Origin of the sequence: Cognatishimia sp. 1_MG-2023, from assembly GCF_030548175.1 — a bacterium.
GTDB lineage: Bacteria > Pseudomonadota > Alphaproteobacteria > Rhodobacterales > Rhodobacteraceae > Cognatishimia.
This window is the reverse complement of the sequence record NZ_JAUORX010000004.1, coordinates 206,519-229,831: the sequence shown is the minus strand read 5'-3', so window position 1 is coordinate 229,831 and position 23,313 is coordinate 206,519. Positions and strand designations below refer to the sequence as shown.

Below are 23,313 nucleotides of genomic sequence, written 5' to 3'. Positions count from 1 at the left end.
CCTAATGACCAATCGCTTTGACTATTTTGTCGTGTTTGCCGAGATGCGCACGGGTTCCAATTTTCTCGAGGCCAATATCAATAGCTTCGAGGGGATGACCTGCTATGGAGAGGCGTTTAATCCGCATTTCATCGGCTATCCGAACAAGGATAACATTCTAGGCGTTTCACTCACGACGCGGGACGAGAACCCGTTTAGTGTGATTGATGCGATCAAAGATGAACCAAACTCTCTTGGGGGATTTAGGTTCTTTCATGATCATGACTTGCGCATTTTAGATGATGTTCTCGCTGATCCGCGCTGTGCTAAAATCATCCTGACCCGCAACCCAATGGACAGCTATGTCAGCTGGAAAATCGCGCAGGCGACGGGCCAATGGAAGCTTACAGATGTTCGCAAGCGCAAGGATAGCAAAGTAGAATTTGACGGTGCTGAGTTCACGCAGCATGTGGCCAAATTGCAGGCCTTCCAAATTCACCTGCTGAACACGCTTCAACGCAGCGGGCAGACGGCCTTTTATGTCGCTTACGAAGATCTTCAGGATCTCGGGGTTATGAATGGTCTGGCCAAATACCTAGGCGTTGACGAAACACTTGATGCGCTGGATGCAAAGCTAAAGCGCCAGAACCCCAGCCATATTTCCGAAAAAGTCGAAAACTTTGATGCGGTTCCAGCGGCGATTTCCGCGTTGGATCAGTTCAACTTGAACCGCACGCCAAACTTCGAGCCACGCCGGGGACCCGCAGTGCCGACCTACGTCGCAGGTGCCGATACAGGGCTGATCTATTTGCCAATACAAGGCGGGCCAAGTCAGACAGTCACACAGTGGATGGCTGACATAGATAACGTGTCAGTCCGTGATCTTGCGACCGGGCTGAACCAGAAAGAGTTTCGTCAATGGCGGCGGGCACATATGCCACATCGCAGTTTTAGCGTCGTCCGGCATCCCGTCGCGCGCGCGCATTATGCCTTTTGCAAGATGATCCTGTCGTCGGACAAAGGGGCGTATCATAAAATTCGACGCACTTTACGGAACCGATTTAGTTTACCGATCCCCGAAGCGATGCCTGATCAGGCTTACGATGCAGCGGCTCATCGCGTCGCATTCAAAGAATACCTGCGATTCATCAAGGCAAACTTAGCAGGCCAAACAGCGATTCGTCAGGATGCTTATTGGTCTAGTCAGGCAAGCATCATTGGTGGCTTTGGTGTTCTGGCCTTCCCTGATGCGATCCTGCGTGAGGATGAACTAGCGACTGATCTAGTCGCTCTTGCGGCAAAGGTTGGCGTTGATGCGCCTGCGCTTCAGCCGGTCGATGAGGGGCTGCCGTATACATTAGCGGCTATCTATGATGATGAGATAGAATCCCTGACACGTGACGCCTATCAGCGAGATTATGTGACCTTCGGGTTCAAAAACTGGGAATAGTCAGGCGGGCTTAAGCCGCCTGAACTGCATCTGCTTCAGTCAAAATGGCAAACAACGTGGATGGGTCCGCGTTGGCACGCAATTTGGCGCAGATATTTGCATTTCGCAATGTACGAGAAACATAAGCCAAGGCTTTCAAGTGTTCGACACCCGCGTCATGCGGGGCGAATAGCGCAAAAGCTAGATCAACCGGTTGGCGATCTACAGCGTTGAAATCAATAGGCTTTTCCAAGAGGATAAAAGCGCCATGAACGGCATCCAATCCTTCTAGTCGCGCATGTGGTAGTGCCACACCTTTACCCACCCCAGTGGGCCCCAAGCTCTCGCGTTCAAGCAAGGCTTCGACGACGCCACCAGCGTCTAAGTTATAGCAAGACGCTGCAAGATCGCCAAAATCTTGCAGCAACCGACGTTTGCTAGAGGCAGCCGAAACGACTTTAATCGCCTCTGGGCGAAGAATCGTAGATAGGTCCATTTAGCCTGTATCTCCGGGTCGGGTCTGTCCCAACGCCTTTTATTGCGGGTCGATCCATCCAATATTACCGTCTTCACGGCGGTAGACCACGTTTAGCCCGTCTTTCCCCTCATTGCGGAACACCAACACTGGCGAACCTGCAAGTTCCATCTGCATCACTGCCTCGCCCACTGAAAGGGACGGGATCTGGGTCTGCATTTCAGCCACGATGATTGGCTGCAACGATTCCGGTTCCACCTCGTCCGAGGTGTTTTCGGTGGCAAGGATATAAGATGCCGCGCCTGAAAGTTCAACCGGCTCGCTTCGATCCTTATGATGGTCCTTTAGGCGACGCTTATATCGGCGCAGCTGTTTTTCCATTTTTTCACTGCAATTGTCGAATGCAGCATAGATTTCCGTTGCGCGACCTTTTGCCTGTGCGGTTAGTCCAGTGGACAAATGTACCGTGGTTTCACAAACAAACTCATGCGCGCTTTTGGAAAAAACAATTTGAGCATCGGTGGGGCGTTCGGCGTATTTACTTACGACGCCGCCTAGTTCGCCCTGAACATGGCGTTGCAGAGATTCACCAATATCGATTTGTTTTCCTGAAACTTGATAGCGCATTCGTTCTCCTTCATTAAAAACATACCCAATCCGTTATCCACACGCCCGAAGGGCATCGTTGATTTAGATCAGAATGTTGGAATTTGACCCGTGGTTGGCCTGCTCAGCTTCAGCCCTTTCAAAAAGGGGCGAGCAGATTAGCAAGGCGAAAGTCTCACGCGTCATACCCTCATTGGGGCAGGGGAAACGGAGATTGTCAATCTTGACGAAGAAGGAATTCGGAAAAATCGGCTACATTCCGAGCATGGCTTAGGAAATTTTGAAGCTGTCGCCCAGATAAACGCGTCGCACATTTTCGTTCTCAATAACTTCACTTGGGCTGCCTGACATCAACACTTTGCCGTCGTGTAGAATGTAAGCGCGGTCCACAATTTCGAGTGTTTCGCGCACGTTGTGATCGGTGATTAGAACGCCAATACCGCGTTTTTTAAGGTCAGAAACCAAATGACGGATGTCGCCGACAGAGATCGGATCAACCCCAGCAAACGGCTCATCTAATAGCAAGTATTTCGGATCCGCAGCCAAGCATCGCGCGATTTCCACACGGCGTCTTTCGCCACCAGATAGGGCCAATGCGGGGGCGCGGCGTAGGTGCTCGATCGAAAATTCGGAAAGCAGGTCTTCTAGACGCTCACGTCGCTTGTGGCGGTCTTTTTGCGCAATATCGAGAATCGCCATGATGTTGTCTTCGACGCTGAGCCCGCGAAAAATCGACATTTCTTGCGGTAGGTACCCGATACCCATCTTAGCCCGGCGGTACATTGGCAATGCAGTAATATCTTCGCCATCAATGGAAACGCGCCCACCTTCGGGCACGACGAGACCGGCGATTGAATAGAAACTTGTGGTTTTACCACTGCCGTTCGGGCCCAATAGCGCAACGACTTCGCCACGCTTTAGCTCAAGGTTCACATCGCGAATGACAACGCGTTTACGATAGCTTTTACGAAGGTTTTCAATGCGCAGGCCGGATTGGCCTTCGGCGATTTTCAATTCTGGTTTCGCCATCAATTTGCCTTTGGGCGCAATACGGTGCGAACGCGTCCGTGAAGCTCTGCCGTTGAGTTCTTGGTATTTACCGTCATCCGTTCGGATGAAATGGAGTTGGCGCCCTGTACTAAGACAACGTTGCCGTTCATATGGATTAAGCCAGAAGTCACGTCATATTCAGCGGTTTGCGCCTTGGCCGTGTCTTTGCCGCTAAAGATCGAAACTCCACCAGAGCCAACTAGGCGGGAAATTCCGCTTTGGTCTTCGGTATAGAACACGTTGACCAGATCGGCCTCCATACGCATTTCGCCTTGGGTGATGATCACATTACCATCAAATTTCGCGCCACCGGTTTCTTGGTCAATGGACAGCGCGTCAGCGGACACTTCGACAGGTGCATCTGGATCACCGCTTGCGATGCCAAAATCAACTTTGAATTCCTGCGCAATTGCGGCCTGCGACAGCCCGAGGGCTAGGGTAAAAGCGATGACCAATGAACGAAACACTGCAGACCTCATGCGTTATTGCGGTTTGTATATCAGCTTCACGCCGTTTGTGAAAAGGAAACGGCTTTTTTCGCCGTCTTCTGGGTAGGTTAGTTCCATAGCGCCTGCGGTAAAGGTCCCGGCGGGGCCGGTGCCGGTTACTTTGGTGTCAGAGCGTGCAGAGCCTTGGTTCAGGTTCAGCGCTAAGGCTTCGGTGGTGAACGCGTACCCGTTTGTAGAGTTTAGTTGTACGTCGCCCCTCAAAAGTACTTCGAAGCTAAGGCTGTTTATCTGTGCAGACTTAGCATCCAAGTCGATGACGTTGTCATCTGCTAGGGTGATATTTGCCTTTAGCTCATCGGCGTGGGTTAGGCGTGGATTGTCTTGATCCGGCTTGGCGGTTTCCGCTGTGACTGAAATCGGAAAACCCGATGTGGTCTGGCCGGAAAAGAATGGCGCGGTGATGCGTTGATCGCGGGCACGTTCTTGGAGTTCTACTTTGGCGAACGGAATGGCGCTGGTTGGGGAAATTGACTGTGAAAACAAAAACATAGTCGATAGCAATGCCAGCGCAACTACGGGAAGTAGCACTTTCAGCCAGGAAATAATCTGGGAATATGAGAGCCCGCGCCGTGACATCAGTGCGAGAACATGTCTGTGTCAGGCCAACCTGCCAAATCAAGCTTGGCGCGGGTTGGGAGGAAGTCAAAGCAGGATTGCGCCAGTTCGGTACGGCCTTCGCGGGCGAGGCGTTCGTTTAGCACGTCGCGCAGTTGGTGCAGATACAGCACGTCAGACGCTGCATAGTCCAATTGTGCATTGGTTAAGTCTGGGGCGCCCCAGTCGCTCATTTGTTGATGCTTGGATATGTCGACGCTTAGCAGCTCTTGCAGCAGGTTCTTAAGGCCGTGGCGATCTGTATAGGTGCGGACCAGTTTAGATGCGATTTTGGTGCAGTAGACCGGCGCTGTCAGAGCGCCAAACGCATTGTACATTGCGGCAATGTCAAAGCGTCCATAGTGAAACAATTTCAATATGTTAGGATCTGTCAGCACCTTGCACAAATTCGGTGCCTTGGTTTGGCCTTTGCTGATTTGCACAAGGTGTGCATTGCCGTCACCACCGGACAGTTGCACGACGCAAAGGCGGTCGCGATGCGGGACAAGTCCCATGGTTTCGCAATCAATTGCAACGATTGGACCTAGATCCAACCCGTCAGGCAGGTCGCCTTTGTGAAGATGGTTCGCCATGGTTGCCTCGATAATCAAGTTACATTGGACTTACGGGTTCGAAGGCGTCGTTTCAATCTTAACAAGGGGGGAAAGCGGCAAAATAACTCTCAAAATCAGGGTTTTCGCAATCTGTGCGGTCTGGGATGTGGTATTTTCGCATGATACGGTTTCCGTATAGCCCGACCCAAGGAGAGAGCCATGACTGACCAGCTGACACAGGTTTTGAACGCAATTGATGCTGCGAATTCCAAGGATCCTCGGGTGGATGAGGGGCAGCCAGAGGCTTTGTTGTATGGTCAACGGATGAGCGAAGAATGCGCGCGGTTGTTTCCTAATGCATTGGAAACATTGCAGATTGCGGCGCGGGGGCAGCATGTGGAACGTTGGGTTCTGTTGCGCAAGGATTATCCCGAAGGTCGCGCGGGCTATCTGACGTGGCGCAAAGATTTGGCGGCGCATCACGCAAAAACCGTTTCCGGTTTTATGGCGGATGCTGGGTATGATGCTGAATCTATTGAAGAAACCGAGAAGATGCTACGCAAAGAGGGCATCAAACGGAATGAATTGGTGCAGTCGCTAGAAGACGTGATCTGCTTTGTTTTCCTGAAATGGTATTTTGCGCCGTTTGCCGCAAAACACGCAGAAGATAAGGTGCAGCGCATCGTCGAGAAGACGGCGCGCAAGATGTCTGAAGCGGGTAGGGTGCGGGTTTTGCAGGAGTTCGAATTGCCCGAAACCCTTGCAGCGGCCTTTCGCTAAACACTTTTTAAATGTGAAATTCGTGCGTTTCGCGGTCTGAAACGTACGATTCCTTTTGCGAAATCGGAATGAGATTATTGCGCGTCGTAACTCGCGCGGTTTTCCACGACGGCTGCGTGGCTTTTAGCGGCCCAGCCTGCCAAATTTTTAAGATGCCCTAATAGCTCCTCGCCGAGGTCGGTCAATGCGTAGGTCACGGAAACGGGTGGTCCCGGATCGACGGTGCGGGTGAGATATCCATCACGTTCGAGTTTGCGTAAGTTTTCGGTGAGCACCCTTTGTGTGACATCGCCGATGGTCCGACGCAGGGCGCCGAAGCGTTGGCCGCCGTCTTCTAGACTGAGGATAATCAGCACCTGCCATTTACCGGTGACCTGCGACAGAACTTGCCGGACGGGGCACAGTTCAGCGTGTTCTTTTGAGAGGGCGGTTACCTGAAGCATACTTGGTTCCTAAATAGTGCGTAATTGATACTAGGTGCAGAATGCATACCTTGTCGACATCAAGACATCAACCTGATTCGAAAGGACACAACATGACCCCTAAAGAGCTTGTACTGAACGCCTTCACTGCGCTCTTCACCAGTTTCGACCCAGACGCTGCAAATGATTTGCTGGCAGAGGGCTACATCCAACACAACCCGGCCGTTCCGACAGGGTCGGCCGCGATCATCGGTTTTATCCCCGGATTGAAAGAAAGCGGTATCGAGGTGACGACGCATCGCGTGATTGCCGAGGGTGATCTTGTTGTGATGCACAACACTTATGACAACGCGCAGGCGTTTGGTGCAGATAGTCTGGTGGCTTTTGACATCTTCCGCGTTGAAGATGGCAAAGTTGCTGAACATTGGGATAACCTGCAAGTTCCCGGCGCTTTGAACCCATCGGGCCGTAGCCTTGTTGATGGTGCAACAGAGATTACAGATCTGGAAAAGACATCAGAAAACAAAGCGCTGGTTACTGCGTTTGTGGCTGATGTTTTGCACGGTAAAGCGCCTGAGAAGATTACGGAGTATATTTCTACCGAGACATATATTCAGCATAACGCGCATGTGGGCGATGGGCTTGAAGGTTTGGGGGCGGCTTTGGCTGCGATGGCTGAGGCTGGATTGACGTTGGCCTATACAGACACACCTATTGTTGTGGCTGAAGGTAATTTTGTATTCACCGCTTCTGAAGGAACTTTGGGTGATACGCCGACTGCGTTCTTTGATCTGTTCCGTGTAGAAAACGGCAAGATCGTTGAGCATTGGGATACGGTTGACGAAATCCCCGCTGAAATGGCGCATGACAACGGCAAGCTGTAATCGCTAGATAACAAAAACGCCCGCGAAATCTCGCGGGCGTTTTCAGACTGAATGCTGCAGGGCTTAGCGGATGCGAAGCTCTGTTTTTGCGTCGAAGAACATGACTTTTTCTGGTGCGTAGGCCACTTTTACAGTGGAGCCTTTTGGCAGAACTTCTTCTTCTTTGGATTCGACAACCACACGTTCGCCGGTTGCTGCGCGCAGGTATTCGTAGGAGACGCCGCCGAGCTGCTCTGCCAGATCAACTTTGACAGTTGATGTGTCAGACGCAGAGACCGCGAGGTGTTGTGGACGCATGCCAACAATCACTTCGGTGCCTTCTGCTGGCAGATTCACAGATGCGTCGACCACTTCGTTGTCGAGTGCTGGAACACGAACTTTGCCGCCTTCGACGACGCCGTTCAGGAAGTTCATGGATGGGGAGCCGATGAAACCAGCAACGAATTTGTTGTCTGGGTCACGGAATAGATCCATTGGCGCGCCAACTTGTTCGATGTGGCCGGCACGTAGAACAACGATTTTGTCCGCTAGTGTCATCGCTTCGACCTGATCGTGTGTCACGTAGATCATGGTCGCGCCGATTTCGCTGTGTAGACGCGCGATTTCAACGCGCATGTCGACACGCAATTCGGCATCAAGGTTGGAAAGTGGTTCGTCGAACAAGAAGACTTCTGGGCCACGAACAATCGCACGGCCGATGGCCACACGCTGACGCTGACCACCTGAAAGCGCTTTTGGTTTACGCTTTAGGTATTGGTCGAGTTGTAGAATTTGGCTGGCTTCGCTAACTTTCTTGTCGATTTCGTCTTTTGGAACGCCGTTCATTCTAAGACCGAAGCCCATGTTTTCTTCGACGGTCATATGCGGGTACAGCGCATATGTTTGGAACACCATCGCAACACCGCGTTCTGAAGGATCTGCGTGTGTTACGTCGTTTGGACCAATTTCGATTTTACCACTTGTGGTTTCTTCGAGGCCCGCAACCATGCGCAGCAGAGTGGATTTACCACAGCCTGATGGACCGACGAAGACGCAGAATTCGCCTTCTTTGATTTTCAGATCCACACCGTGGATAACCTGTGTTTCGCCATATTTTTTGATGACGTTTGTTAATTCTACACCTGACATGTAAATTCGACTCCCATGTTAGCTTGGTGACGGAAACTGCCACGTTGTGGCGGCGTCGCCGATTTTCTGAGTTGCATTAAGAAGCGCGGGTTTAAAGGCTTCGAGGTCTTTCAGTGTGAAGCGGGTGGTCGAAGTCGCTACAGAGATGGAACCGACGACTCGGCCATTGTTTAAGAGAATAGGGGCGGCAATCGAGATGATGCCTTGCTCGTGTTCTTCGCGGTCAAAGGCAAAGCCCGCGGAGCGAATTTCTTCGAATTCTTTAATTAGGCTTTCGCGGTCACGATGGGTGGTTGCCGTATAAGGAACAAATGCTTGTTGGCGCAGGGCGCGTTCTAAACGTTCAGCTGACATATAGGCCAAAATCACTTTACCCACACCTGTGCAGTGCGCAGGGGCAACACGTCCGGTTTGGGCTAGTGTTTCAAACAAGACGGATGAGCGTCGTTTGTCGACGAATAAGACTTGTCCGTTTTCCATTTGCGCCAAGTGGATTGTTTCGCCGATTTCTTTTTCAAGTTGATCAAGAATGTCAGCGGCCACTGGTGCCAATGAAGAGTTTTGCCAAGCGGAGTGCGCGAGACGAACAAGACGTAAGCCCATAGCGTATGTTTGCTTTTCCTCATCGTAGGAAAGCATACCCTGATTCGTCAGGGTTTGTAGGAATCGGTACAGTGTGGCCTTTGGGTGCTGGCTTGTGACCAGCAATTCTGAAAATCGAACTGGGCGCCCTACCTCTGCGACCAAATCTAGTATTTCCAATGCCTTACCGACCGTGCCGTCCTTTTTCTCCGGCTTAGTCATTATGTTCTCCTCCTAAGTGTCGGCGGTTGTTGGCCGTCGAAACTTGTTGACAACCCTAGGGACTCGTCGCATTGTTTTCAATAGTTAAAACTTGGTCTCAATATTTGGAACCTAATGGGGAGGAAAACCATGGTCCTTAAATCGAAGTCCATCCTAGCGACGCTAGCCACAACTGTTGCACTTACAACTGGTGCATTCGCAGACGGCCACGCGAAGCTTTCGGGCGATCTCACAATTTTCTCTGACATGTCTAACCCTGCGCCGCGCGCGGTTATGGAGGGCATGGTAGAGCGTTTCGGTGCGATGCACCCTGATCTGAACATCGAGCTGACGGTTATCGACCGTGAAGCTTACAAAACACAGATCCGTAACTTTTTGACAGCGAACACACCTGATGTTGCGAACTGGTATGCGGCAAACCGCATGAAGCCATACGTAGACGCGGGTCTGTTTGAAGACATCTCTGATGTTTGGGAATCTGACGAACTATCCGGTCTGGCATCCACTAAAGGTGCGATGACTTTGGACGGTAAGCAGTGGGGTGTTCCATACACTTACTACCAATGGGGTGTTTACTATCGTGCAGACATCTACAAAGAGCTGGGCCTGAACGAGCCTGCGTCCTTTGACGAGATGAAGTCTAACTGCCAAGCGATCATCGATTCTGGCCGTAAGTGCTACACAATCGGTACAAAGTTCCTTTGGACTGCTGGCGGTTGGTTTGACTATCTGAACATGCGTACCAACGGTTACGACTACCACGCAAAACTGACTGGTGGCGAAATCCCTTGGACTGACGACGGTGTGAAAGCGACTTTCGCAAACTGGCGTGAGCTGATCGACATGGGTGCGTTCATCGACAACCACACAGCATACAGCTGGCAAGAATCTCTGCCGTTCATCGTTTCCGGTGACGCAGCAGCGATCCTGAAGGGTAACTTTGCGGTTCCACCACTGCGTGAAGCAGGTCTGGATGACAGCAAGCTGGACTTCTACCAGTTCCCAGCGATCAACGCGGATGTTGAGCTGGCGGAAGACGCGCCAACAGATACATTCCACATCCCATCAGGTGCGAAGAACAAAGAAGCCGCTAAAGCGTTCTTGAAGTTCGTTGTTTCTGCTGAGAACCAAACACTGATCAACAACGGTGACAACCTGGGTCAGCTGCCAGTAAACGCTAACTCTTCTGTAGATGACGACAAGTTCCTACAAGAAGGTTTCGCGATGCTGTCTTCTAACAGCCCTGGTGGTGTTGCGCAGTTCTTTGACCGTGATGCTCCTGCTGAAATGGCGAAAGTTGCCATGGAAGGTTTCCAAGAGTTCATGGTTAAGCCTGACAACCTCGACAAAATCCTGGATCGTTTGGATCGCGCAGCAAAGCGTATCTACAAGTAAATCCATCTCTGAAAGGCGCAGCACGCATGTGTTGCGCTTTTTCTCTGACCGTTCGCGACGAATGCAGGTCCCTACAATTCACCGGCCTGGGCAATTCATGACCGCGAATCCCTCACATATCGGAGATTGACTATGTCTTCATCCACCGACGCCCCGACAAATTCGTCGTGGTATAAGCGGAATGAGATTTCGGTCACACCTTGGTTGTTCCTGATTCCAGGCGTGGCGTTCTTTCTGTTGTACGTAATTTTTCCTATTTTCTCCTCTATTAGCGTCTCTTTCTACGATTGGGATGGCCTAGGCGATGCAACGTATGTTGGCCTTGGTAACTACGAGGAACTGTATTGGGACGATGCGTTCTATACATCGTTGCGCAACAACTTAATCTGGTTGGTCCTGTATCTGTTGGCCATACCGGCTGGGTTGTTCATTGCGTTGTTCTTGAACCAAACTGTGACAGGTATCCGCCTGTATAAATCGCTTTTCTTCTTCCCGTTCGTTATTTCTCAGATCGTTGTTGGTCTGGTGTTCACATGGTTCTACGACCCAACCTTTGGTTTGCTAAACCAAATGCTTGGTGTGTTTGGTATTGATCCGATTAACGTTCTTGGCGACGAAAAATACGTGACCTATGGCATCATCGCTGCGGGCCTTTGGCCACAAACGGCGTATTGTATGATTCTATATCTCACGGGTTTGAATGCCGTTGATCCCGAACAGATTGAAGCTGCGCGCCTTGATGGTGCAAAGGGCTGGCGTATGTTGTGGCACATTATTGTTCCACAGTTGAAACCTGCGACATTTATCGCGTTCGTTGTGACCATTATTGGTGCGTTGCGTTCGTTCGATTTGATTTCGATTATGACAAACGGTGGCCCATTCGGCGAAAGCCGCGTGCTGTCGTTCTATATGTTCGAAGTTGCATTGTCGGAATATGGGTTCCGCATGGGCTATGGTGCGTCCATCGCTGTTGTGCTGTTCCTGATCATGCTCTGCTTCATCGCTTACTTCCTGTACTCGATGTACCAAGACGATAAAGGGAGCCGCTAATATGTTTCCGACTCCAATTGATAAAACGTCACGCAGCTGGCAGCTGTCTTACCAAGCTTTGTTGCCTGTTGCGCTGATTTTCTGGCTGTTGCCGCTGTTGGCTGTTGCTGTTTTTTCGATCAAACCTGACACGGATTTTACCACCGGTAACTACTGGGGTTTCCCATCCTCGTTTGAGTTTGTTGCGAACTACGGCAAGGTTTTCTTTGCTTCGGATATGCCGCGCTACATGCTGAACTCGCTATTGATCACGGTGCCTACCATGATCGGTTGTGTTGTTCTGTCTTCGATGACGGGCTTTGCGCTGGGCGTTTATAAATTCCGGTCGAATCTATGGATCTTTTTCATGTTCGTTGCCGGTAACTTTGTTCCGTTTCAAATCCTGATGGTTCCGGTGCGGGATCTGACATTGGATATGGGGTTGTATAACACCATTCCGGGTCTTGTACTTTTCCACATCGCGTTCCAAACAGGGTTTTGTACACTGTTCATGCGTAACTTTATTCGCGCGCTTCCTTTCGATCTGATCGAGGTTGCACGGGTTGAAGGTGTCGCAGAGTGGCGTATTTTCTGGTATGTTGTTCTGCCGCTTATGAAGCCTGCTTTGGCAGCTATGGCGGTTCTGATCTTTACCTTTATCTGGAACGACTTCTTCTGGGCAGTCGTGCTTACGCAGGGGGTTGAAAGTCAACCTGTGACCGCTGGTATTACGAGCTTTAATGCTCAGTTCCGAGCGGCCTATCACCTGATGAGTGCGGGGTCCATTGTCGCCGCTTTGCCTCCGGTTGCTATGTTCTTCCTGATGCAAAAGCACTTTATCGCTGGCCTCACTTTAGGAGCCGTTAAATGATCCAATGTTGGCGTCTTGATGACTCACGTCAAACGCTCGTGCTTGGATCCCAAAATGACCACCTCGCAGAGGTGGTCTATTGGGGTCCAAGGCTTTCTGATACCGAAAATCTGACCACCCTTTACAAAGCACAGCTTATTGATGTGACGGGTGGGATGCTGGACCAAAATCCAGAACTTTCTATATGCCCCGAGGCGACGCGTACGTTTCCTGGGCAGCCGGGGATGAGTCTCCGCGGTGCAAACGGGAAACCGTTGTTGCCGAAATTTTGCTTTGAAAAGGCCGAAGAGAGCGAAGGTGCACTTACACTGACGTTCGTCGACCAAGCTAATATTCTGACGTATACGGCAAGCTTCGCCATAGACGTCCGCACCCATGTGATTGAGGCGCAGGCCAGTGTGACAAGCACTGAGCCGGTCCATTTGCATTGGCTGTCTGCGCCGGTTTTCCCGGCCCCGCAATTCTCGGATGAGATGATTGATTTCGCCGGCCGCTGGTGCGGTGAATTCCAAATGAACCGCACACCCTGGTCCGCAGGGATGCGGTTTAGAGAAAACCGCACAGGCCGTACGGGCCACGAGCATTTCCCAGGTTTGATCGTGCCATGCCGTGGCGCGACCAATGCGTCTGGGCATACTTATGCGTTCCATTATGGATGGTCTGGTGGCCACCGTATGGCGGCCGAAGAGCTGCCTGATGGGCGCCGCCAAATCCAGTTTGGCCATGCGACCCGCGTTGAAATGGAGGCAAAGACCCATTTCGAAACGGCGAAGCTATACGCCATGTTCTCGGATGATGGGATCAACGGTTGCGCAATCGCGTTCCAGCGTCATTTGCGTGACAATGTTGTGCAATGGCCAAAAGCCGAACGCCCGCGTCCTGTGCACTACAATTGCTGGGAAGCTGTTTACTTCAACCACAACCTGCCAGAACTGAAAGACATTGCAGACCGTGCTGCCGATTTGGGCGCAGAGCGTTTTGTTTTGGATGACGGTTGGTTTGGCGAACGGGATGATGACACGCAGGCGCTTTCTGATTGGGAAGTTGATCCGCGCAAATATCCAGATGGATTGAAGCCGCTGATTGACCATATTCATGGCTTGGGTATGACCTTTGGCATTTGGTTTGAGCCAGAGATGATCAACGAGAACTCTAACATCCACCGGGCACACCCGGATTGGGCGTTGGGTGGTGAAGATCAGATTTTGGGTCGTCAGCAAAAAGCGTTGAACATGGCGCTGCCCGAAGTGCGCGATTTCTTGTTTGATCGCATTGGCGCGATCCTGCGGGATCATGACATTGACTACATCAAGTGGGACCACAACCGCGTGCTGCCATCGCCAGATGCGGCACAGACGCGCGGATCATATGCGTTGATTGACCGTCTGCGTGAAGCGTTTCCTGATGTTGAGATCGAAAGCTGTGCTTCTGGCGGCGGTCGGATCGACTTTGGTATTCTAAGCCGGACGCATCGCGTTTGGTTATCGGATTCCAACGACGCGCATGAGCGTTTGAAGATGCAGCACAATGCGGCGATCTTTTTGCCGTCGGCGGTGACTGGCAGCCATGTTGGGCCGCGCGAGTGCCATACATCGGGCCGTGTCTTTGACATCCGGTTCCGGGCTTGGGTTGCTGCACAGCGTCATATGGGTTTTGAAATGGACCCACGTGAGTTGACCGATGATGAGGTCACAGTGCTGAAGGACGTGACGCAGTGGTGGAAGGACAACCGAGATTGGATGTACGGCGCGGATATTCTGCGTTTGGACAGCTCTGATCCGGCGCTGATTGCAGAGCAGCAATTGGCTGAAGGTGGGGGTCGTTTCGTGGTGTTTGCGGGCAAGGCGGAAACGTCTTCGCAGATTGCGCCACGGCCTTTGCGTTTGACCCGTTTGACGCCTGATGCGACGTATCGGATTGAACTGAGAAACAAGGCGGATGCGCCGGAGTTGTCACGTGGCAATCCGCTGTTGAAAACCGAGACGCTAGAAGTCAGTGGGGCATATCTGATGAGCCACGGCTTAACCCTACCATGGTCTTTCCCTGGCACTATGTGGGTACTTGAAGGAACACGGGTATGACTAAAGAAAGACGTAACCGCGGTTGGTACGGCATGATGGACAAAGATGGTTTCATCCGGCGCAGCTGGATGAAAAACCAAGGTTTTCCTGATCATGCATTTGATGGCCGTCCAATCATCGGTATCTGCAACACTTGGTCGGAACTGACGCCTTGTAACTCTGGTCTGCGTGAGCTGGCCGAAGGCGTGAAACGTGGTGTCTGGGAAGCCGGTGGCTTCCCAGTGGAATTCCCGGCGATGTCTTTGGGTGAAACCCAGATGAAGCCGACCGCGATGTTGTTCCGTAACTTGCTGGCCATGGATGTCGAGGAATCGATCCGTGGCAATGGCATGGACGGTGTTGTTCTGCTGGGCGGTTGCGACAAGACAACACCGGGTCAGTTGATGGGCGCGGCGTCGGTGGATTTGCCGACGATCGTTGTCAGCTCTGGTCCGATGTTGAACGGCAAGTGGAAGGGCAAAGACCTTGGCTCTGGCACGGATGTTCGCAAGTTTGCGATGGACGTGAAAGCCGGTGACATGACGTTGAAAGACTTTATGGCGACAGAGTCCGGCATGAGCCGGTCCAAAGGTGTTTGCATGACAATGGGGACGGCATCCACGATGTCGTCGCTGTCCGAAGCCATGGGTTTGGCCTTGCCGATGAACGGTTCGTTGCCAGCGGTTGACGCACGGCGGATGGCTTTGGCGCATATGACCGGCAAGCGCATTGTTGAGATGGTCGAAGAAGATCTGAAGATTTCGGATGTTCTGACCAAGGAAAGCTTTGAGAACGCGATTTTGGCCAATGCGGCTTTGGGTGGATCGACCAATGCGGTTGTTCACCTATTGGCCTTGGCGGGTCGTGTGGGCATTGATCTGACCATGGAAGATTTCGAGATTGGTGGAGAGATTCCATTGCTCGTGAACTGCATGCCGTCGGGCAAATACCTGATGGAAGATTTCTGTTACGCCGGTGGCGTGCCCGTCGTTCTGAAAGAGCTGGCGCATAAAATGCGAAAAGCGAACACAGTGATGGGCAAGGACATTTCGCATTATTACGAAGAGGCCGAGTGCTATAATCGTGATGTGATTTACGCCTATGACGAACCATTGCGTGCGGCTTCTGGTTTGCGCGTTTTGCGTGGCAACATGGCTCCGCGTGGGGCGATTGTGAAGCCGTCTGCGGCCAGTGATCATCTGCTAGAGCACGAAGGCGAAGCCTATGTGTTTGAGACGATCGAAGAGCTGAAAGCCAATATCGACCGGGACGATCTGCCAGTGACCAAAGACAGCATTTTGGTGCTGAAAAACTGTGGCCCTAAGGGCTATCCGGGGATGCCAGAAGTGGGCGATATGCCTGTTCCGGCGAAGCTGGTCAAAGAGGGTATTCGCGATATTGTGCGTGTGTCTGATGCGCGGATGTCGGGCACGGCCTTTGGCACGGTGATCTTGCACGTGGCCCCAGAGGCGACTGCGGGTGGGCCGATTGCATTGGTGAAAACCGGTGACCGGATCAAGGTGTCTGCGTCAAACGGTGTGCTTGAGCTGTTGATCAGCGAAGAAGAGCTGGAAGCGCGTCGTGCAGAGTGGGTAGCGCCTGAGCCGCATTACACGCGTGGCTATGCGAAAATGTATGTTGATCACGTCTTGCAAGCCGACCAAGGCGCGGATCTGGACTTTTTGGTGGGTAAAGACACCCGCCCTGTTACTCGGGAGAGCCACTGATGTCAGTGAACGCTACCTTTCATGACCTGAAAGACAAATCCGTATTCATCACCGGTGGAGGTGCTGGTATCGGCGCTTTCTTGACCGAGGGTTTCTTGGCGCAGGGGGCGAAAGTGGCCTTTGTTCAGCGCTCTGACTCGACGGAGTTCTGCGATGAAATGGAAAAGAAACACGGCAATCGTCCGTTGTTTATCAAATGCGACATCACGGATATTCCGGCATTGAAAGCGGCGATGCAGCAATCTGCAGAAGCGCACGGCCCGATCACCGCTTTGGTGAACAATGCTGCGAATGACAAACGCCATGAGACGCTAGAGGTCGAAGAAGAGTTTTGGGATTGGATGCAGGACATCAACCTAAAAGCATACTTCTTTGCCTGCCAAGAGGCGATCAAAGGCATGAAAGAGGCTGGTGGCGGGTCCATCATCAATTTCACGTCGATTTCATATATGATGGGCAACGCGGGCTATCCGGCTTATACAACTGCGAATTCGGGCATCAACGGAATGACGCGCAGCCTTGCGCGTGAGTTTGGCCCTGACAAAATTCGCCTGAACGCCTTGGCGCCGGGTTGGGTTTTGACCGACAAACAAAAAGAGCTTTGGGTGACACCGGAAGCTTTGGAAGAACACCTAGGCCGTCAGTGTCTGAAAGACACGCTGGGCCCAGAGGATATCGTTGGCGCGACCCTATTCTTGGCGTCTGACGCCAGCAAAATGATGACAGGCCAAGCGATGGTCGTTGACGGAGGCGTGGTAGTCACAGGATGATCGGTACGACGCGGGATAACCTGGCCCTTGTGGCGGTTGATTGGGGAACAAGCAATTTGCGCCTTACCCTTTTGGGTGCAGACGGTGAAACGCTGGGTGAGCGGTCTTCGGATCGCGGCATGGGTAGTTTGGAGCCATCTGAGTTTGAGGGCGCATTGCTGGAACTGATCGACGAAGACCTCCCTGAGGGCAAAGTCACACCTATCATCTGTTGCGGCATGGTTGGGGCACGTCAGGGGTGGCAAGAAGCCCCTTATTTGACCACGCCCTGTAAGCCACCAGAAGGCACGCGTGCGACGCGGGCTACTGTTGCTGACCCCCGCATTTCCGTTTGGGTGTTGCCGGGTGTAATGCAGACTGGCCCAGCTGATGTGATGCGTGGCGAAGAAACGCAAATCGCGGGCTATCTGGCGGAAAATCCTGACTTTGATGGCGTGTTGTGCCTTCCGGGTACGCACACCAAATGGGCGCGGATCAGTGCAGGCGAAATCGTAAGCTTTCAGACGTTTATGACAGGCGAGATGTTTGCGTTGTTGTCCAAACATTCCGTATTGCGCCACACCGTGAATGGTACCGATTGGGATGCCGATGCCTTTAAGGACGCGATGTCCGATGCAATGAGCCGTCCGCAAGGGATTGCGGCGAAGCTGTTTGGTTTGCGGGCGGATAATCTTGTGGGGGATATGACCCCTAGCCAAGGCAAAGCACGTTTGTCCGGGTATTTGGTTGGCCTGGAATTGGCAGGCGCACGGCCTTATTGGCTGGGTATGGAGGTTGCTTTGATTGGCGCACCAGCCTTGTCGAAATTATACCAAGAAGGGCTGGCGGCGCAGGGTGTTCCCTCGTCGATACATCCGGCCAGCGACATGACTTTGAGCGGCTTGAAAGCTGCTTATACCGTAGTGAAGGAACTAAACTGATGAGCCGTGAAGTAATTGCCATTCTGCGTGGCGTGAAGCCGGACGAAGTTGTTGGAATTTGTGCTGAGATTCTAGAGGCGGGTATTGATCGTATCGAAGTGCCACTGAATTCTCCGCAGCCGTTTGATAGCATTGCAATGATTGCTAAGGAATTCGGTGATCGTGCGTTGATTGGCGCTGGCACTGTGTTGACCCCTGAGAACGTTCAGCGTGTCAAAGATGCCGGAGGCGAACTGATTGTATCGCCTGATGCCTGCGTGCCGGTGATTGAGAAAACCAAAGAGCTGGGTATGCAGTCTTTCCCGGGTGTGGTCACTCCGACCGAGGCGTTTTCCGCGCTGCGGGCTGGTGCGGATGGTTTGAAAATCTTCCCGGGTGATTTGCTGGGCATTGCTGGTTTGAAAGCGTTGCGGGCTGTGCTGCCACCGGAAACACCGGTTTATGCCGTTGGTGGTGCTGGCCCTGAGAACTTTGCGGATTGGGCTGCGGCAGGTGCAACTGGATTCGGTATCGGATCTGGCATCTACAAGGCGGGCATGACTGCCGCCGAGGTGCGTGTGAAAGCGGACGCGATCGTTGCTGCATATGATAAGGTGATGGGCTGATGGCAGCCGTGGTCTTTGATGATCGCCAATGCGCATTGGGCGAGGGGCCGTTATGGCACCCTCTGCGCCAACAATTCTTTTGGTTCGATATCATCGGCCACAAGCTCTTGAGTCGTGTTGGTGATGAGGCCATGGAATGGCCGTTTGAGGAATTCGTCTCGGCGGCCGGTTGGGTCGATCACGACACGCTATTAGTGGCGTCTGAAACGGGTCTATACCGCCTTGATTTGACCTCTGACGAGATTGAATTTGTCGCGCCGATTGAGTCCGACAATGAGGTTACACGGTCCAATGACGGTCGTGCTGATCCGCAGGGCGGGTTCTGGATTGGGACCATGGGTAAGAACGGTGAAGATAAAGCCGGTTCAATCTATCGCTATTACAAAGGCGAAGTACGCAAGCTGTTTGGCAATATCACTGTCACGAATTCGATCTGTTTCGCACCCGAAGGCGATCTGGCGTATTATTGCGATACGCGAAAGCACAAGATCATGAAGGTATCATTGGATGCGGATGGCTGGCCTATGGGCAAGCCTGACCTGTTCGTTGATCTGAACCAAGATGGTTTGAACCCTGATGGGTCTGTTGTCGATGCAGCAGGCAATCTGTGGAATGCGCAATGGGGTGCGAACCGCGTTGCATGCTATGCGCCAAATGGGCAGTTTTTGACGGCTGTTGAATTTGACGCCACGCAGATCAGCTGCCCCGCCTTTGGTGGTGCAGATTTGAATATGCTGTTTGCCACATCGGCAGCAGTTGGGCTGACTGGCCCAGAAGAAGGCAAAACATTTGTGATCGACTTGCCCGATGCAACGGGCCAAGCTGAGCATCAAGTCATCTTGTGAGTTAACCATGAAACGAACCCTTGGGACCTGTTATTACCCGGAGCACTGGTCAACAGAGCTCTGGGCCGAAGACGCTGAGCGTATGGTAGAGGCGGGCCTGACATGGGTTCGCATTGGCGAATTCGCGTGGTCACGGTTAGAGCCAACACCGGGCGATCTGCGATTTGAATGGCTGGATCAAGCGATAGAGGTGTTGGGCGCAGCTGGGTTGAAGGTTGTGCTTGGCACGCCAACGGCGACGCCGCCGCGGTGGATGATCGACAAGTATCCCGACATGGTTGCCGTTGATGTGGATGGAAAGCCGCGTAAGTTCGGATCGCGTCGGCATTATTGTTTTAGCCACCAAGGGTATCGTGCAGAATGCGCGCGGATTGTGGGCTTGCTGGCAGAACGCTATGGCAAGAACCGGCATGTGGGTGCGTGGCAAACCGACAATGAATATGGCTGCCATGACACAACGATTTCCTACAGCGATGCGGCGCGGGATGCGTTTCGGGTTTGGTGTGCGGATCGGTACAAAACGATTGAGGCTCTGAACGAAGCTTGGGGTAATATCTTTTGGTCGATGGAATACAATTCGTTTGATCAGATTGATCTGCCGAACCTGACTGTAACAGAGCCTAATCCAGCCCATTCGCTGGCTTTTCGGCGGTTTTCGTCTGATCAAGTTGTGTCGTTTAACCGGCTGCAAAGTGATTTGATCAAGGCGCAGTCTGATGCGCCGACCTCGCATAACTACATGGGGCGGATCACGGATTTTGACCACTATAAGGTTGGCGATGATCTGGATATCGCAACTTGGGATAGCTACCCGATGGGGTTCCTTGAGGATCGCGTCGGGGCAGATGCAGCGCATCAAAAGGCTTATGCGCGTCAAGGTGATCCAGATTTTCAGGCGTTTCACCATGATCTGTACCGCGCTGTCGGCAAGGGCCGTTGGTGGGTGATGGAACAGCAACCCGGCCCGGTGAACTGGGCACCGTATAACCCGACACCTTTGCCAGGGATGGTGCGATTGTGGAGCTGGGAAGCGTTTGCCCACGGGGCCGAAGCGGTGTGTTATTTCCGCTGGCGTCAGGCACCGATGGCGCAAGAGCAGATGCATGCAGGCATGTTACGCCCTGACAGCAAAGACGCGCAGGCGATGCATGAATGCAAGCAAGTGCGCGATGAATTGGCCGACGCCCCTGATGTGCAACCGGCGCAAGCGCGGGTTGCGATGATCTTTGATTACGATGCGGATGCGGCGTGGGCTGTGCAACCGCATGGGGCCGGGCTTAGCTATTTTGGGCTGGTCTTTGACACCTACAAAGCGCTGCGTCAGATGGGATTGTCGGTAGACATCCTGCGGCCTGAAACGCGTGACTTTGCGGGCTATGACGTGGTGCTAGCGCCGGGGCTGATGCATATGGATGCGGGTCTAAAACAGGCTCTAAATCAGGCGAAATCGCATATCGTGCTTGGCCCACGGTCTGCGGCGCGTGATGGGGATATGAACATCCCCGTGCCATTGCCGCCTGCGATTGATGGGCTGGATGTGACTGTAGATCGTGTGGAATCTTTGCGCCCGGATTCACCAGTGTCTTTGGACAATGCGGGTGCCTTTACCGGCTATCGCGAATTGCTTGAGGGTAGCGCTGAAGTTGTGTTGCGCTCGGCCGACGGCGAGGCCGCAGTGATGAGTAACGTGCACGTCAGCTATGTGGCTGGCTGGGCCGATGTAGCTGGATGGCGTGCGATTTTGATGCCGTTGCTTGATAAGGCCGGGATTAAAGTGATGGATCTGCCTGATGGATTACGTGTGCGTGATACGGCGGGCGAACGGTTCTGGTTCAACTATTCGGCTGATCCGGTGTCCTATGACGGACGCGATTTTGCGGCGGCGTCTGTGACGCGGGATGCCAAGTAGCAGTCTCTAATATGGCTAAAACATAAAAGCGCGACACCATAGTGTGCCGCGCTTTTGTGTGTTTTGGCGGTGTTAGATTACCCGAACATCGCGCCGTCTTTGCGCCATACTGCGACAACAGAAGACCGTGGATTGCCAGTGCCGTCTGGCCAAGACCCGCCTGGGTGCTGAACACCTACGAAGGCGACGGTTTTATCCGCCGACCAGCAAAGACCGGTGACTTCGGCGCGGTTTGGGACCGTCATGAAGCGTGCGATTTCGCCGGTTTCCGGGTCGCCGACCAGCATCTGGTTGTTGCCCATGCCTTCGAAATCGCCTTGGTTTTTGTAGTCGCCATCCGTTTGTATCCAGAGCATGCCATCAGAGGAGAAGGCCATGCCGTCAGGCGAGTTGAACATGTTGCCCGCATTGACGTTTTCGGAACCCGCGTATGCGTTGTTATAAACGGTTGGGTTGCCCGCCATGACGTATAGATCCCAAGCAAAGGTATCTGCTGCATGGTTTTCGTCTGCTGGCGTCCAGCGCACGATTTGACCATATTTGTTGGTCTCGCGTGGGTTCACGGCGTTGACGGATGTGTCGTCGCCACCTGCGTTTGGTTTCACGCCGCGGTTTTTGTTGTTGGTGAGCGCGCAATAGGCTTCTGCCTTGAGCGGGTTCGCGGCCACCCATTCTGGGCGGTCCATTGTTGTGCCGCCAACGGCAGAGGCTGCCATGCGGGTAAAGCACAGGATGTCAGCGGCGGACATGCCTGTTGTTTCAGGTGTCAGGGCCAGCCATTCACCGGATTGGTCTTCGTTGAATTTGGCAACGTAGAGTACGCCGTCGTCAAGCAAGCCATTTGTTGCGCGACCCGGTGCGTAGGTGCCGTTAGAGACATAGCGGTATAGGTATTCGCCGCGCTCGTCGTCACCAAGATACACAACGATACGGCCGTCTTTGGCATGTACCATTTCCGCATTTTCGTGCTTGAAGCGGCCCAAAGCTGTGCGTTTCACCGGAACAGAATCTGGGTTCGCAGGGTCGATTTCAGTGATGAAACCGTGGCGGTGTGGTTCGTTTGGCTCTTGCGACAAGTCATAGCGTGCGTCGAACTTTTCGTAGCCATAGCGGCCTTCGCCGCCGATACCGTAGCGTTTGTAGCCTTCGCCAACCGGTTCTGCGCCTGTCGCGCCGAAGTAGCCGTTAAAGTTCTCTTCGCAGGTCAGGTATGTGCCCCAAAGGGTTTTGCCAGAACCACAGTTGTTCATGGTGCCCTTGACGGTCATGCCTTTTGGGTCGGCGTTGGTTTGCACCAATGGGTGACCCGCCAGAGGACCAGCAAGTGTCATGACTGTTTCGTGGGTAATGCGGCGGTTGTAGGGGCTGTCGACGACAACCTCGTAGCCCTTGCCGTTGTCTGCCACTTCCATCACGGTCACGCCCTGAAGGTTTTTCAGCAATGTCACTTCGTCTGCGTTGCGTGGGCTGCCTTCGGCTTCTTTTGGCAGGTTGATCTTTGGGTTCACGTATTCAGAGTTCACCGCGATCAGCTGTTTGCCGTTCACTTCGAACAGCTCCATGCCATCGGTGTTTTCGCCGAACACTTTGTCAGACATATCAACCGACACACCGTTTTCTGCAGAGTAGGCGCCGTTGGCTTCGGACCATAGGGCATCGCCCCAGCGGACCAGAACCTTGTGGTCGTATTCAGCAGGTACATGCACCGCATAGTCAGTGGCGATGTCGATTGGCGTAAAGGAGAACTTTGCGTGGCTAGCGGCCTGCGCGGCGGATGTTGAGTTAAACAGACCGGTGCCAAAGACTGCAGCGCCAGAGCCGAATGCCAATGCGCCACCCAAGAAACCACGGCGTGAAATCGCTTTGTCGACGATTTCGTCGAATTGGTTGCCCTCTGGGCGCGGGTCGCGGTGCTCGTCAAAATCATCCCAAGACAGGTCTGTAAGAGACTGATCAACCATGGTGGTT

Annotated in this window: 23 protein-coding genes; 13 read left to right on the top strand and 10 right to left on the bottom strand. The window is 52.9% G+C overall.

All coding sequences use genetic code 11. The annotated features are described in order from the left end of the window. Window positions 1-4 precede the first annotated feature (4 nt). Entirely contained in the window at window positions 5-1,429 is a 1,425-nt protein-coding gene (locus tag Q4544_RS08815) for a nodulation protein NodH (RefSeq protein WP_303505442.1), read from the top strand. Window positions 1,430-1,439: 10 nt separating this feature from the next. On the opposite strand, the gene Q4544_RS08810 is transcribed toward Q4544_RS08815, so the two are convergent. From Q4544_RS08810 to Q4544_RS08785, 6 genes are all read right to left on the bottom strand, one after another. Beyond that, window positions 1,440-1,904 carry a PTS sugar transporter subunit IIA gene (locus Q4544_RS08810; protein ID WP_303505440.1) on the bottom strand — a complete coding sequence of 155 codons (465 nt, stop codon included), beginning with the start codon at window positions 1,902-1,904 and terminating at the stop codon, window positions 1,440-1,442. A 39-nt stretch (window positions 1,905-1,943) separates the two neighbouring features. After that, window positions 1,944-2,510 (bottom strand): ribosome hibernation-promoting factor, HPF/YfiA family, encoded by a 567-nt coding sequence (gene hpf, locus Q4544_RS08805; protein WP_303505438.1) that lies wholly within the window; start codon window positions 2,508-2,510, stop codon window positions 1,944-1,946. 249 nt (window positions 2,511-2,759) lie between these two features. Further along, on the bottom strand, window positions 2,760-3,518 hold the full coding sequence (lptB, locus tag Q4544_RS08800) for an LPS export ABC transporter ATP-binding protein (protein WP_303505437.1): 759 nt from the start codon (window positions 3,516-3,518) through the stop codon (window positions 2,760-2,762). After that, on the bottom strand, window positions 3,518-4,006 hold the full coding sequence (gene lptA / locus Q4544_RS08795; protein WP_303505435.1) for a lipopolysaccharide transport periplasmic protein LptA: 489 nt from the start codon (window positions 4,004-4,006) through the stop codon (window positions 3,518-3,520). Before lptA ends, lptB begins: the two co-directional genes overlap by 1 nt. Before the next feature lie 15 nt (window positions 4,007-4,021). After that, window positions 4,022-4,537, bottom strand: a complete 516-nt coding sequence (gene lptC, locus Q4544_RS08790) for an LPS export ABC transporter periplasmic protein LptC (RefSeq protein ID WP_303505433.1) — start codon at window positions 4,535-4,537, stop codon at window positions 4,022-4,024. Window positions 4,538-4,623: 86 nt separating this feature from the next. Beyond that, entirely contained in the window at window positions 4,624-5,235 is a 612-nt protein-coding gene (locus tag Q4544_RS08785) for a ribonuclease D (protein WP_303505431.1), read from the bottom strand. A 180-nt stretch (window positions 5,236-5,415) separates the two neighbouring features. On the opposite strand from Q4544_RS08785, the gene Q4544_RS08780 reads away from it, so the two are divergent. Then, complete coding sequence (locus Q4544_RS08780; RefSeq protein ID WP_303505429.1) at window positions 5,416-5,976, top strand: DUF4202 domain-containing protein; 561 nt, start codon at window positions 5,416-5,418, stop codon at window positions 5,974-5,976. A gap of 74 nt (window positions 5,977-6,050) precedes the next feature. Here Q4544_RS08780 and Q4544_RS08775 read toward each other — a convergent pair whose 3' ends face one another. Then, window positions 6,051-6,419: a helix-turn-helix domain-containing protein gene (locus Q4544_RS08775; protein WP_303505426.1), complete on the bottom strand. Its 369-nt coding sequence runs from the start codon at window positions 6,417-6,419 to the stop codon at window positions 6,051-6,053. 92 nt (window positions 6,420-6,511) lie between these two features. On the opposite strand from Q4544_RS08775, the gene Q4544_RS08770 reads away from it, so the two are divergent. After that, complete coding sequence (locus tag Q4544_RS08770; protein ID WP_303505425.1) at window positions 6,512-7,282, top strand: nuclear transport factor 2 family protein; 771 nt, start codon at window positions 6,512-6,514, stop codon at window positions 7,280-7,282. A gap of 63 nt (window positions 7,283-7,345) precedes the next feature. Here Q4544_RS08770 and Q4544_RS08765 read toward each other — a convergent pair whose 3' ends face one another. Both Q4544_RS08765 and Q4544_RS08760 read right to left on the bottom strand, forming a co-directional pair. Continuing rightward, window positions 7,346-8,410 carry an ABC transporter ATP-binding protein gene (locus tag Q4544_RS08765; protein WP_303505423.1) on the bottom strand — a complete coding sequence of 355 codons (1,065 nt, stop codon included), beginning with the start codon at window positions 8,408-8,410 and terminating at the stop codon, window positions 7,346-7,348. A gap of 18 nt (window positions 8,411-8,428) precedes the next feature. Beyond that, entirely contained in the window at window positions 8,429-9,214 is a 786-nt protein-coding gene (locus tag Q4544_RS08760; protein ID WP_303505421.1) for an IclR family transcriptional regulator, read from the bottom strand. 129 nt (window positions 9,215-9,343) lie between these two features. Here Q4544_RS08760 and Q4544_RS08755 point away from each other — a divergent pair, with 129 nt between their 5' ends. The 10 genes from Q4544_RS08755 (at window position 9,344) to Q4544_RS08710 (ending at window position 21,345) form a co-directional block, all read left to right on the top strand. Further along, window positions 9,344-10,609 (top strand): ABC transporter substrate-binding protein, encoded by a 1,266-nt coding sequence (locus Q4544_RS08755; protein ID WP_303505419.1) that lies wholly within the window; start codon window positions 9,344-9,346, stop codon window positions 10,607-10,609. Between the two features lie 132 nt (window positions 10,610-10,741). Further along, window positions 10,742-11,659 carry a carbohydrate ABC transporter permease gene (locus Q4544_RS08750; RefSeq protein ID WP_303505417.1) on the top strand — a complete coding sequence of 306 codons (918 nt, stop codon included), beginning with the start codon at window positions 10,742-10,744 and terminating at the stop codon, window positions 11,657-11,659. A 1-nt stretch (window position 11,660) separates the two neighbouring features. Continuing rightward, the gene (locus Q4544_RS08745; protein ID WP_303505415.1) at window positions 11,661-12,509 is read left to right on the top strand and encodes a carbohydrate ABC transporter permease; all 849 of its coding nucleotides are present in this window, start codon (window positions 11,661-11,663) and stop codon (window positions 12,507-12,509) included. Further along, window positions 12,506-14,590, top strand: a complete 2,085-nt coding sequence (locus Q4544_RS08740; RefSeq protein ID WP_303505413.1) for an alpha-galactosidase — start codon at window positions 12,506-12,508, stop codon at window positions 14,588-14,590. The genes Q4544_RS08745 and Q4544_RS08740 overlap by 4 nt, the downstream gene beginning before the upstream one ends. Continuing rightward, window positions 14,587-16,296, top strand: coding sequence for an IlvD/Edd family dehydratase (locus Q4544_RS08735; RefSeq protein WP_303505410.1), 1,710 nt, complete (start codon window positions 14,587-14,589; stop codon window positions 16,294-16,296). The genes Q4544_RS08740 and Q4544_RS08735 overlap by 4 nt, the downstream gene beginning before the upstream one ends. Then, the gene (locus Q4544_RS08730) at window positions 16,296-17,066 is read left to right on the top strand and encodes an SDR family NAD(P)-dependent oxidoreductase (protein WP_303505408.1); all 771 of its coding nucleotides are present in this window, start codon (window positions 16,296-16,298) and stop codon (window positions 17,064-17,066) included. The genes Q4544_RS08735 and Q4544_RS08730 overlap by 1 nt, the downstream gene beginning before the upstream one ends. After that, window positions 17,063-17,986: a 2-dehydro-3-deoxygalactonokinase gene (locus Q4544_RS08725; protein WP_303505406.1), complete on the top strand. Its 924-nt coding sequence runs from the start codon at window positions 17,063-17,065 to the stop codon at window positions 17,984-17,986. The genes Q4544_RS08730 and Q4544_RS08725 overlap by 4 nt, the downstream gene beginning before the upstream one ends. Then, window positions 17,986-18,591, top strand: coding sequence for a 2-dehydro-3-deoxy-6-phosphogalactonate aldolase (locus Q4544_RS08720; RefSeq protein ID WP_303505404.1), 606 nt, complete (start codon window positions 17,986-17,988; stop codon window positions 18,589-18,591). Before Q4544_RS08725 ends, Q4544_RS08720 begins: the two co-directional genes overlap by 1 nt. Beyond that, window positions 18,591-19,436, top strand: coding sequence for an SMP-30/gluconolactonase/LRE family protein (locus Q4544_RS08715; RefSeq protein WP_303505402.1), 846 nt, complete (start codon window positions 18,591-18,593; stop codon window positions 19,434-19,436). The genes Q4544_RS08720 and Q4544_RS08715 overlap by 1 nt, the downstream gene beginning before the upstream one ends. A gap of 7 nt (window positions 19,437-19,443) precedes the next feature. Continuing rightward, window positions 19,444-21,345 carry a beta-galactosidase gene (locus Q4544_RS08710; protein ID WP_303505400.1) on the top strand — a complete coding sequence of 634 codons (1,902 nt, stop codon included), beginning with the start codon at window positions 19,444-19,446 and terminating at the stop codon, window positions 21,343-21,345. 77 nt (window positions 21,346-21,422) lie between these two features. Here Q4544_RS08710 and Q4544_RS08705 read toward each other — a convergent pair whose 3' ends face one another. After that, window positions 21,423-23,306, bottom strand: a complete 1,884-nt coding sequence (locus tag Q4544_RS08705) for a PhoX family phosphatase (protein WP_303505398.1) — start codon at window positions 23,304-23,306, stop codon at window positions 21,423-21,425. Between the last annotated feature and the right edge of the window lie 7 nt (window positions 23,307-23,313).